Origin of the sequence: Serratia sp. (in: enterobacteria), from assembly GCF_051654945.1 — a bacterium.
In the GTDB taxonomy this organism is placed as follows: domain Bacteria; phylum Pseudomonadota; class Gammaproteobacteria; order Enterobacterales; family Enterobacteriaceae; genus Chania.
Map to the genome: position 1 here is coordinate 50,934 of NZ_JBOFZA010000099.1, position 10,929 is coordinate 61,862.

General features: G+C 53.3%; 9 protein-coding genes and 1 other annotated feature. Of the genes, 5 read left to right on the top strand and 4 right to left on the bottom strand.

The genetic code is table 11. From position 1 onward, the window contains the following. Nucleotides 1-597 precede the first annotated feature (597 nt). A complete protein-coding gene (locus ACRDCA_RS24520) occupies nt 598-1,671 on the top strand; it encodes a 3-deoxy-7-phosphoheptulonate synthase (protein WP_438691873.1) in 1,074 nt (357 codons plus the stop codon). A gap of 6 nt (nt 1,672-1,677) precedes the next feature. Beyond that, a complete protein-coding gene (tyrA, locus tag ACRDCA_RS24525) occupies nt 1,678-2,799 on the top strand; it encodes a bifunctional chorismate mutase/prephenate dehydrogenase (RefSeq protein WP_065686940.1) in 1,122 nt (373 codons plus the stop codon). A gap of 165 nt (nt 2,800-2,964) precedes the next feature. On the opposite strand, the gene pheA is transcribed toward tyrA, so the two are convergent. The 4 genes from pheA to bamD all read right to left on the bottom strand — a co-directional run bounded on the left by pheA (nt 2,965) and on the right by bamD (nt 5,844). Beyond that, the gene (pheA, locus tag ACRDCA_RS24530) at nt 2,965-4,122 is read right to left on the bottom strand and encodes a bifunctional chorismate mutase/prephenate dehydratase (RefSeq protein ID WP_438691874.1); all 1,158 of its coding nucleotides are present in this window, start codon (nt 4,120-4,122) and stop codon (nt 2,965-2,967) included. A gap of 84 nt (nt 4,123-4,206) precedes the next feature. Beyond that, nucleotides 4,207-4,332 (bottom strand) — a sequence feature (Phe leader region). Beyond that, nucleotides 4,284-4,331 carry a pheA operon leader peptide PheL gene (gene pheL, locus ACRDCA_RS24535; RefSeq protein WP_192958309.1) on the bottom strand — a complete coding sequence of 16 codons (48 nt, stop codon included), beginning with the start codon at nt 4,329-4,331 and terminating at the stop codon, nt 4,284-4,286. (Overlaps the previous feature by 48 nt.) A 124-nt stretch (nt 4,333-4,456) precedes the next feature. After that, nucleotides 4,457-4,801: a ribosome-associated translation inhibitor RaiA gene (raiA, locus tag ACRDCA_RS24540; RefSeq protein WP_025123763.1), complete on the bottom strand. Its 345-nt coding sequence runs from the start codon at nt 4,799-4,801 to the stop codon at nt 4,457-4,459. Between the two features lie 311 nt (nt 4,802-5,112). Further along, on the bottom strand, nt 5,113-5,844 hold the full coding sequence (gene bamD, locus ACRDCA_RS24545) for an outer membrane protein assembly factor BamD (RefSeq protein WP_438691875.1): 732 nt from the start codon (nt 5,842-5,844) through the stop codon (nt 5,113-5,115). A 132-nt stretch (nt 5,845-5,976) separates the two neighbouring features. Between bamD and rluD the strand changes: the two genes are divergently transcribed. From rluD to clpB, 3 genes are all read left to right on the top strand, one after another. Beyond that, nucleotides 5,977-6,954, top strand: a complete 978-nt coding sequence (gene rluD / locus ACRDCA_RS24550) for a 23S rRNA pseudouridine(1911/1915/1917) synthase RluD (protein ID WP_438691876.1) — start codon at nt 5,977-5,979, stop codon at nt 6,952-6,954. Next, nucleotides 6,954-7,685, top strand: coding sequence for a purine nucleoside phosphorylase YfiH (gene yfiH, locus ACRDCA_RS24555; RefSeq protein ID WP_438691877.1), 732 nt, complete (start codon nt 6,954-6,956; stop codon nt 7,683-7,685). The genes rluD and yfiH overlap by 1 nt, the downstream gene beginning before the upstream one ends. A 130-nt stretch (nt 7,686-7,815) precedes the next feature. Further along, nucleotides 7,816-10,389: an ATP-dependent chaperone ClpB gene (gene clpB / locus ACRDCA_RS24560; RefSeq protein ID WP_025123759.1), complete on the top strand. Its 2,574-nt coding sequence runs from the start codon at nt 7,816-7,818 to the stop codon at nt 10,387-10,389. Nucleotides 10,390-10,929: the final 540 nt, after the last annotated feature.

Genomic DNA, 10,929 nt, shown 5'->3' on the forward strand with positions numbered 1-10,929 from the left:
CGCTCCTCAGTGCAGGCAGTACGGGCTCTGTCTTCGCAGAGTAACCCTAAAGAGGTGTGAGCGATTTATGCCATAGTTATTTATTTGGCGCGGGATAACTGTGAGATCCCGCAATATTTATTCAATAGGCGTTATTATTCTTTCCGAAAACAAAACAATTGAATAAGTATTGAAAATCAATTGCCGGTTAATTGTAGAGAAATTGTATTCCAGTTGTTTAATTCGGCACGAAATCAGTTTGTTGGCCAAAGGATGGGGTGACCAGACCTGACGAGGGTTGTTGTACACACGCAGGTGTTAATGATTGCTTATAGTGGTGTTCATTTTTATTTACAGTAATTGGTTTTTGAGCGCCTTTATGTTGGCGTTCACGGCCATCTCATAGTGACTTTAAATTAAAATTTAATGATAAAAAACAGTTAAATAAGTGGGTTTTTTACTCTTTGCGTCCGGTTGTTGGTTCTTGTAATGGTTGTGGTAATTTTTTATTTACAGTAAATGGATTGAAAACTTTACAAGGAGTGGTTAAGGTAGCACCTGTAACGCTCAATGTTTTCACTACGCTCACGCATAACGGCAAACGACAGGAATAGCATCATGCAAAAAGACGCGCTCAATAACGTACATATCAGTGCAGAACAGGTTCTGATCACTCCGGAAGAGCTGAAGAACCAGTTCCCACTCAGTGCCAGCGATGAAACTGAAATCGCTGCCGCCCGCCAAACCATTGCCAACATCCTTAAAGGGCAGGATCACCGTCTGCTGGTGGTCTGCGGGCCATGTTCGATCCACGATCCCGATGCCGCGCTGGATTACGCGCGTCGTCTGCAAACCCTGTCGGCTGAATTGAGCGATCAGCTGTATATCGTTATGCGCGTCTATTTTGAAAAGCCAAGAACCACCGTCGGCTGGAAAGGTCTGATCAACGATCCGTATATGGACGGTTCCTTTGATGTTGAAGCAGGTTTGCATATTGCGCGTCGCCTGCTGCTGGATCTGGTCGGTATGGGCCTGCCGTTGGCAACCGAAGCGTTGGATCCGAACAGCCCGCAATACCTGGGCGATCTGTTTAGCTGGTCGGCGATCGGTGCGCGTACCACAGAATCTCAGACACACCGTGAGATGGCTTCCGGTCTTTCCATGCCGGTGGGCTTCAAAAACGGGACGGACGGTAGCCTGGGCACGGCAATCAACGCGATGCGCGCCGCCTCTATGGCACACCGCTTTGTCGGTATCAACCAGGCAGGGCAGGTTTGCCTGCTGCAAACTCAGGGTAACCCAGACGGCCATGTGATCCTGCGTGGCGGTAAAACCCCGAACTACAGCGCCGAGCACGTTGCCGCCTGCGAAAAACAGATGCAGGATGCGGGACTCCATCCGTCCTTGATGATAGATTGCAGCCATGGCAACTCAAATAAAGACTATCGCCGTCAGCCTGCCGTTGCCGAGTCCGTGGTTGAGCAGATCAGAGCGGGTAACCGTTCGATCACCGGCATCATGCTGGAAAGTAATCTGCATGAAGGCAGCCAGTCTTCTGAACAGCCGCGTGTGGATATGCGCTACGGCGTTTCGGTGACCGATGCCTGTATCAACTGGGAGAGCACGGAGACTCTGCTGCGCCAAATGCATCAGGAACTCGGCGCTGCGCTGATGGCACGTACTGGAGAGTAGTGAGTTATGGTGGCTGAACTGACCGCATTACGCGATCAAATTGACGAAGTGGATAAAGCGCTGCTGGCCCTGTTGGCGAAACGCCTGGAGCTGGTGGCGGAAGTGGGGGAAGTCAAAAGCCACTACGGTTTACCGGTCTACGTACCCGAGCGAGAGGCGGCGATGCTGGCTTCTCGCCGCCAGGAAGCGGAAAGCCTCGGCGTTCCGCCCGATTTGATCGAAGACGTGCTGCGCCGTGTCATGCGCGAATCCTACACCAGTGAGAATGACAAAGGCTTCAAAACGCTGTGCCCGCAGCTGCGCCCTATCGTCATTATTGGCGGTAACGGCCAGATGGGCCGCCTGTTCAACCGGCTGCTGACGCTGTCGGGTTATCAGGTAAAAGTGTTGGATCAGGAAGATTGGCCACAGGCGGACAGCCTGCTGGCGGATGCCGGTATGGTGATCGTCAGCGTACCGATCCATATCACCGAGCAGGTGATCGCCCAACTGCCGCCGTTGCCACAAGACTGTATTCTGGTCGATCTGGCTTCGGTGAAGAATCGCCCGTTACAGGCGATGCTGGCGGTACACAGCGGTCCGGTATTGGGGCTGCACCCGATGTTTGGCCCGGATGTCGGCAGCGTAGCCAAGCAGGTGGTGGTGTACTGCGATGGTCGTCAGCCAGAGGCCTATCAGTGGCTGCTGGAGCAGTTGCAGGTTTGGGGCGCGCGTTTGCATCGTATCAGCGCCGTCGAACACGATCAGAATATGGCCTTTATCCAGGCGCTGCGTCACTTTGCCACCTTCGCTTATGGCCTGCATCTGGCCGAAGAGAATGTGCAACTGGAGCAGCTACTGGCGCTCTCTTCACCGATTTATCGGTTGGAGCTGGCGATGGTGGGGCGGCTATTTGCTCAGGATCCGCAGCTGTATGCCGATATCATCATGTCTTCAGAAGACAATATCCATCTGATCAAGCGTTACTATCAGCGTTTTGGTGAGGCGATCAAGCTGTTGGAGCAGGGTGACAAGCAGGCCTTTATTCAAAGCTTCCAGAAGGTGGAGCACTGGTTTGGGGATTATGCCCAGCGTTTCCTGGTCGAGAGCCGTTCGTTGCTGCGGCAGGCGAACGACAGCCGCCAGTAACTAACGCCCCTCACCCTAACCCTCTCCCAAAGGGAGAGGGGACCGATCGTGCCACAACTCCAGTACCTGAACACGGCTCCGTACAGCTCCCTCTCCTTTTTGGGGAGAGGGTTGGGGTGAGGGGGAGCAGCGATCGCCGGATGTTCTGGTTTAACGATCGTCGTGTTAAGACGGATTCACCGGCACCACGTTTTCGCTTGGATAACAGCCCAATACTTTCAGCGAGCGGGTAATTGGCGTCAGCCCTTTCAACGCCTTTTCCAGCGCGACAGAGCGCAGGTTAGCCTGCACATCGATATAAAACATCTCTTCCCACGGGTTACCGTTGATCGGGCGTGATTCCAGCTTGGTCATGATGATGCCGTTGTCACGTAACACCAACAGGGCTTCTACTAAAGCACCGGATTGTTGACCGGTGGCCATGATCAGCGTGGTTTTGGCCGGGACCTGCTCGGAAACCTCGATCGCCTTGCGCGCCAGGATAATGAAGCGAGTGATGTTCTGTTGCTGATTAGCCAGGTTATGCTCAAGTACTTGCAGGTTGTACAACGCACCACCGGCTTCGCTGCCCAGGGCGGCGGCCGTTGGTGAGTTCAGTTTGGCAACCTTCTCCATCGCGGCGGCGGTGCTTTCGCAATACTCAATCTTCCAATGTGGATAGCGGTTTAAATACTGACTGCACTGTTGGAACGGCTGTGGATGGCTATACACGGTTTCGATCTGCGCCAAATCGCTATCGCTGGCTACCAGCACGCAGTGATCGATAGGCAGGGTAAGCTCACCCACGATTGACAGGCTGGTATGTTGCAGCAGGTCGTACACATCGTTGATAGAGCCGGAGCTGGTGTTCTCGATCGGTAAGATGGCGTAATCCGCCTGGCCGGTTTCCACCTGGGTAAAGATGTCCTGGAACTTCTGACAGCCGCATTCGATGAGCTGATCAAAATGGCGGGCAGCATATTGGCGGGCGGCAAGATGTGAGTAAGAACCTTTTGGCCCCAGGAAGGCAATGCGCGCGGAATGTTGGCTGGTCTGGTTAAGCTGGTGCTGCAACAGGGCCTGCTGGGTCAGTACGGAGTCTTCGATAATCAGCTGGAACAGGCGGGTGACGTAAAAGCCATCGAGGTCATAAGGCTTGGCGGCGCTGATCAGGGCATCCAGCAGGTCGCGTTCACGTTCTTTATCGCGGATCGGGCGGTGCGAATGCAGCTTGGTTTTGCCCACTTCCACCGCCAGTTCACGGCGTTCTGCCAGCAGGGCCAGCAATTTCATATCCAGTGCGCTGATGCGTTCGCGCAGCACGAGTAACGGGTTGTCAGTCATAATCAGCTTTGCCTTGTATTCTTATAGTCCCATCGTCTTGCAAGCTGTGGCTTGCATTCCATCGGGGCGGGTTGTCACATAGCCATAAAAAAAGCCCCCTGCTTGAGGAGGCTTGGTTGTTCGTCTTCGCATTCTTTCTCACACGACGAAACGCCTCCCAATCAGGGGAAGGTAAAAAAGAATGCGAAGAAAAACGGTTTACGGCTCATAGCGTTCCAAAGTGGGTGTAAATCAGGGTTTAAAGTAACCGCTGGCTTTTCATTGTGTCAATAGAAACCGGCAGACAAAAAACGCGCCCTCGGGCGCGTTTGATGTGAAACAATCACTTGCAGGGCTATTCCTCTTCTTCCTGCGCGATTTCCGGAGCCAGGTCTTTCACGCTGGCATAAGCGCGGCGGGCTTCGCCTTTATGCTGTACTTTGTTCAGCTGACGCTCAAGTTTGGCAATCAGGTCATTAACGGCGATATACATGTCTTCATGTTTGGCGCTGGCAACCAGCGGGCCGTTAGGGGTGGTAATGGTAGCGTCGACGGCAAACCCTTTAGGTTCTTTAGATAAGACAATGTGTGGGTTGATCAGCTGCGCCTGCCACTTTTCCAGTTTACTGAGACGGTCTTCGACATGACTACGGATTGCGGGGGTGATATCCATTTGTTTGCTGGTAATGTTGACTGTCATATAACTTACCTCTCTGTCTTTCCGTCTTGGATAGATTCAGCATACCCCGCTTTTTGCCGAAATGCGTGATAGAAAACACATATTTTTGTCACTTTTTGCAAAGTTAGTTCAATCTGTGATTTAGCCTCTGAAACGCTCATCTAACGCTTGAGTCTTAGCCGCAGAACGCGCATTATCGATAGGTTAACCAGTGGCGTAGCCTTGCTAACACCGTGTTTTTGCTTGTGTATTTATCCTGGAAATGGCTGAATTTGCAGCAAATGAAAACGGCAGCCGAGGCTGCCGTTTTGTTTTTGTGTCACGCTGAAAACTTAAGCTGCGTTGGCGGCGATGATTTTCGCGACCTTGTCGGCCTGAGCGGTCAGTTGCAACTGGCGATAGGCGTTTTCCATCAGCGGCAGCGCGTCGCGCGTCGCTTTGGTATCCGGGAATTCACGCATCATCTGTTCAACACGATTAACTACCGCGACGTAAGCGCCACGTTTAGTGTAGTATTCCGCCACTGAAAGCTCGTACTTGGACAGACGGTCCTTCAGGAATACCAGACGTTTGTAGGCATCGGTCGAGTATTGGCTGTTCGGATACTGCTGGATCAACTGGCTGAAGTCGCGGAATGCGGCGCGGGCATGCTGTGGATCGCGGTCAGAACGGTCAACCCCGAAGAAGCCTTGCAGCGCACTGTCATCCAACGCCATATCGGTCAGACCGCGCATGTACATGACGTAGTCAATGTTCGGATGCGTTGGGTTCAGACGCATAAAGCGATCGATAGAGGCCTGTGCCAGCGGTAAATCGGCAGATTTATAGTAGGCATAGATCAGATCCAACTGGACCTGCTGAGAGTACGGCCCGAATGGATAGCGGTTATCTAACGCTTCGAGTTGCGTAATCGCGCCCTTAAAGTTACCGTCCTGCAGTTTTTGCTGGGCAGTAGCATAGATTTCCGAAGGCGGGTTGTCGGGAACCGCATCCTTGGATGTGGAGCAACCTGCCAGCGCCAGGCTCAACGTGGCTGCCGCCACCAGATATTTCATACGCGTCATGACGTTTTGATTATCCTCAGGGTGTTATTCCGGGAGACTGTCCGTTAAGCTCCCGACAAAAGACCAGTTACAATAGCACATTATATTAAACGGCATCGCCGTGAAAACCCAACGTTAACGAAGAAGCTGCATATGGCACAACAAGTACAACTCACCGCAACGGTGGCCGAAACTCAACTCGGACAACGTTTAGATCAGGCTTTGGCCGAATTGTTCCCTGATTATTCACGATCACGCATAAAAGAATGGATCCTGGAAGACAGGGTACAGGTCAATGGCAAAACGATAAACAAGCCGAAAGAGAAGGTGCTGGGGGGAGAGGCGGTCGCCATTGATGCACAGATAGAAGAAGAGGCCCGTTGGGAACCGCAGGACATCCCACTGAATATCGTCTATGAAGACGCCGATATTATAGTGATCAACAAGCCTCGCGGCCTGGTGGTGCATCCTGGTGCGGGTAATCCGGATGGGACAGTGCTTAATGCATTGTTACATTATTTCCCGGCGATTGCCGACGTGCCGCGTGCTGGTATCGTTCACCGTCTGGATAAAGATACCACCGGCCTGATGGTGGTAGCGAAAACCGTTCCGGCGCAAACCCGTCTGGTGGAGGCATTGCAGGAACGTGAAATCACCCGTGAGTATGAGGCCGTAGCGATCGGCACCATGACCGCGGGTGGCACGGTGGAGCAACCTATTGCCCGCCACTCCACCAAACGTACTCACATGGCTGTGCACCCAATGGGCAAACCTGCGGTGACCCATTACCGCATTATGGAACATTTCCGTGCCCATACCCGTTTGCGTTTGCGCCTGGAAACCGGCCGTACGCACCAGATCCGTGTGCATATGGCGTATATCGACCATCCGCTGGTGGGCGATCAGCTTTACGGTGGTCGTCCGCGTCCGCCAAAAGGGGCATCCGAGGCGTTCATCACTACGCTGCGCGGCTTTGATCGTCAGGCTTTGCACGCCACCATGCTGCGTCTGTATCACCCAATCAGCGGTATCCAGATGGAATGGCATGCGCCAATCCCACAGGATATGGTCGATCTGATCGATGCGCTGAAGCTGGATACCGAAGAATTCAAAGATCAGATGGATTGGTAATGAGTTCGCTTATTGTGCCCGATTGGCCGTTGCCCGCAGGGGTAACAGCCTACAGCTCCACTCGTCACGGCGGCGTCAGCCTTCCTCCTTATGACTCGCTGAATCTGGGCGATCACGTTGGGGATGATGTGCAGGCCGTGGCGCGTAACCGCCAATGCCTGGTCGCAGCGGCAGGTTTACCGCAGATGCCTCTGTGGCTGGAGCAGGTTCATGGCACTCGGGTACTGACGCTGGATGGGCAAACGCCTGAAGATCTGCGCGCCGATGCGGTTTACAGCAATGTGGCCGGGTTGGTCTGTGCGGTGATGACGGCGGATTGCCTGCCGGTGTTGTTTGCTTCACAAGCGGGTGATGAAGTTGCCGCTGCGCATGCGGGTTGGCGTGGTTTGTGCCAAGGCGTACTGGAAAATACCGTGGCGCGCTTTACCGCAGCACCAGAAAACATCACCGCCTGGCTTGGCCCGGCTATCGGTCCAACCAGCTTCGAAGTTGGAGCTGAAGTGCGGGCGGCATTTATGGATATGGATAGTGCCGCAGCCGCTGCTTTTACTCCTCACGGTGAAAAATTCCTCGCAGACCTCTATCTTTTGGCGCGTCAGCGCTTGCAAAGTGCTGGTATTTTCGCCATTTATGGCGGTAATCGTTGCACAATGAACGAAATGAGTCATTTTTTCTCCTATCGGCGCGACGGAACTACCGGACGTATGGCAAGTTTGATCTGGGTGAGATAACCTACTGCGCTAGGACGATCCACTGATGCATGACGTTGTACTCATAATATAGTGTCGAGATAACCTTGAAAATTTGAGGGATGACCTCATTTAATCTCCAGTAGCAATTTTGACCTACATTGGAGGTGTTATGCGTCTGGATCGTCTTACTAACAAATTCCAGCTTGCCCTCGCCGATGCCCAATCTTTAGCCCTTGGGCGCGACAACCAATTTATTGAACCGTTACATCTGATGAGCGCCTTGCTCAATCAGGAAGGGGGCACGGTTCGTCCATTACTGACTTCTGCCGGGATTGATGCTGCGCGCGTGCGCACCGACATCGATCAGGCATTGTCACGTCTGCCGCAGGTTGAAGGTACCGGTGGGGATGTTCAACCCTCACACGAACTGGTGCGCGTACTCAACCTGTGCGACAAGCTGGCGCAAAAGCGTGCAGACAAATTTATTTCATCCGAGCTGTTTGTGCTGGCGGTGCTGGAAGATCGAGGCAACCTGACCGATCTGCTGAAAGCGGCCGGTGCAACGGCGGACAAAATAGCCAAAGCCATTGAACAAATGCGGGGGGGAGACAGCGTGGATGACCAAGGTGCTGAAGATCAGCGTCAGGCTCTGAAAAAATACACTATCGATCTCACTGAGCGTGCGGAACAGGGCAAGCTTGACCCGGTGATTGGCCGTGATGAAGAGATCCGCCGCACCATTCAGGTGCTGCAACGTCGTACCAAAAACAACCCGGTGCTGATTGGTGAGCCTGGTGTCGGTAAAACCGCCATCGTTGAAGGTTTGGCACAGCGCATTATCAACGGCGAAGTGCCGGAAGGGTTGAAGCATAAGCGCGTGCTTTCCCTGGATATGGGCGCGTTGATTGCCGGGGCCAAATACCGCGGTGAATTTGAAGAACGCCTGAAGGCGGTGCTGAGCGATCTCTCCAAACAGGAAGGCAGCATCATCCTGTTCATCGATGAGCTGCATACCATGGTGGGTGCCGGTAAAGCCGATGGTGCGATGGATGCGGGCAATATGCTCAAACCCGCATTGGCCCGTGGTGAGCTGCACTGCGTAGGGGCAACCACGCTAAACGAGTACCGCCAGTATATAGAGAAGGATGCTGCGCTTGAGCGCCGCTTCCAGAAAGTCTATGTCGCGGAACCGAGCGTGGAAGACACCATCGCCATCCTGCGTGGTTTGAAAGAACGCTATGAACTGCATCACCATGTGCAGATCACTGACCCGGCGATCGTGGCTGCGGCGACGCTGTCGCACCGCTATGTTTCCGACCGTCAGCTGCCGGACAAGGCCATCGACCTGATCGACGAGGCCGCATCCAGCATTCGTATGCAGATGGACTCTAAACCGGAATCGCTCGATCGCCTGGAGCGCCGCATCATCCAGTTGAAACTGGAACAGCAGGCGCTTAACAAGGAATCGGATGACGCCAGCAAGAAACGCCTGGAAATGCTGAGCGGCGAGCTGGAGCAGAAAGAGCGCGAATACTCGGAGCTGGAAGAAGAGTGGAAAGCGGAAAAGGCTTCGCTCTCTGGTACCCAGAATATCAAGGCGGAGCTGGAGCAGGCCAAGATCACGCTGGAACAAGCTCGCCGAGTCGGTGACCTTGGGCGTATGTCTGAACTGCAGTATGGCAAAATTCCTGAGCTGGAAAAACAGCTCGAGGCGGCCACGCAGGCAGAAGGCAAGACCATGAAGCTGCTGCGTAACCGCGTTACCGACGCCGAAATCGCCGAGGTATTGGCAAAAGCGACCGGTATCCCGGTAGCCAGAATGCTGGAAGGCGAGCGTGACAAACTGTTGCGTCTTGAGCAGGAGCTGCACTCACGGGTGATTGGCCAGGATGAGGCAGTGAACGCGGTGTCCAATGCGATTCGCCGTAGCCGTGCCGGTCTTTCCGATCCTAACCGGCCGATCGGTTCGTTCCTGTTCCTCGGCCCAACCGGGGTGGGTAAAACCGAACTGTGTAAGGCGCTGGCTGGGTTCCTGTTCGACAGTGATGACGCGATGGTACGTATCGACATGTCCGAGTTTATGGAGAAACACTCCGTATCGCGGCTGGTGGGTGCGCCTCCAGGCTATGTCGGTTATGAAGAGGGCGGTTATCTGACAGAAGCGGTGCGCCGTCGTCCTTATTCAGTGATCCTGCTGGATGAAGTGGAAAAAGCGCATCCAGACGTGTTCAACATCCTGTTGCAGGTGTTGGATGACGGACGTCTGACAGACGGACAAGGCCGCACCGTTGATTTCCGTAATACCGTGGTGATCATGACGTCTAACCTGGGGTCCGATCTGATCCAGGAGCATTTCGGTCAGATGAGCTACCCACAGATGAAGGCATCGGTCATGGAGATGGTGAGCCAACATTTCCGTCCGGAATTTATCAACCGTATCGACGAAGTGGTAGTGTTCCATCCGCTCGGCCAGAAACATATCGCGCAGATTGCCAAGATCCAGTTGGCGCGTCTGTACCAACGTCTGGAAGAGCGCGGCTACGAAGTCAGCATCACGGAGCCGGCATTGGAGCTGTTGGGCAAAACCGGTTACGACCCTGTCTATGGGGCACGGCCGTTGAAACGGGCTATCCAGCAGGAAATCGAAAACCCGCTGGCGCACCAAATCTTGTCTGGCAAGTTAATTCCAGGCAAACCGGTGACGCTGGATGTGGAAAACGACCATATTGTTGCCAAGCAGTAATAGTGGCCGGTGTTGGTAGCTATATAGAAGGGGGCGGTTTTTACTGCCCCCTTTTCTTTGGTTTTCGTCCGGTAGTGGCATCTTCTGTGATCAGTACGTTGAAAAAGGGACTTTTTCGCCTGATAAATGAGCGAAAACGGCCTGTTGGTTCGCTTTTTGAACGCTTGGAAAGTTTTTTGAATTTAGGGGTTGCGCCCTTCTGAGAACTCCCTATAATGCGCCTCCACTGACCGGGAACAACGACTCCTCTAACGAGCTGTTTATCGAAAGAGAATGTCGCCCAGCCAGCAAGAAGCAACCCGGTGAAAACACCGCGTCTCGTAAGAGAAAAAGGTTGACTCTTCAGCGGGAAAGCGTAATATGCACATCCCGCGTTACTGAGAAACTTAACGGTAACGAACGCTCTTTAACAATTTATCAGACAATCTGTGTGGGCACTCACAAGACGATATCCAGCTACTTCGGTAGCAAAAAAATATCAAGTCTTGAAGAGTGACCAAGCAGTAATTCATGCGAATGAATTATTATGAAAGTTAATTT

Bases quoted from the DNA above. Each gene is read 5' to 3' on its own strand.
- ACRDCA_RS24520 (WP_438691873.1), top strand. From the start codon at position 598: ATGCAAAAAGACGCGCTCAATAACGTACATATCAGTGCAGAACAGGTT.
- raiA (WP_025123763.1), bottom strand. From the start codon at position 4,801: ATGACAGTCAACATTACCAGCAAACAAATGGATATCACCCCCGCAATC.
- tyrA (WP_065686940.1), top strand. From the start codon at position 1,678: ATGGTGGCTGAACTGACCGCATTACGCGATCAAATTGACGAAGTGGAT.
- yfiH (WP_438691877.1), top strand. From the start codon at position 6,954: ATGAGTTCGCTTATTGTGCCCGATTGGCCGTTGCCCGCAGGGGTAACA.
- clpB (WP_025123759.1), top strand. From the start codon at position 7,816: ATGCGTCTGGATCGTCTTACTAACAAATTCCAGCTTGCCCTCGCCGAT.
- pheA (WP_438691874.1), bottom strand. From the start codon at position 4,122: ATGACTGACAACCCGTTACTCGTGCTGCGCGAACGCATCAGCGCACTG.
- rluD (WP_438691876.1), top strand. From the start codon at position 5,977: ATGGCACAACAAGTACAACTCACCGCAACGGTGGCCGAAACTCAACTC.
- bamD (WP_438691875.1), bottom strand. From the start codon at position 5,844: ATGACGCGTATGAAATATCTGGTGGCGGCAGCCACGTTGAGCCTGGCG.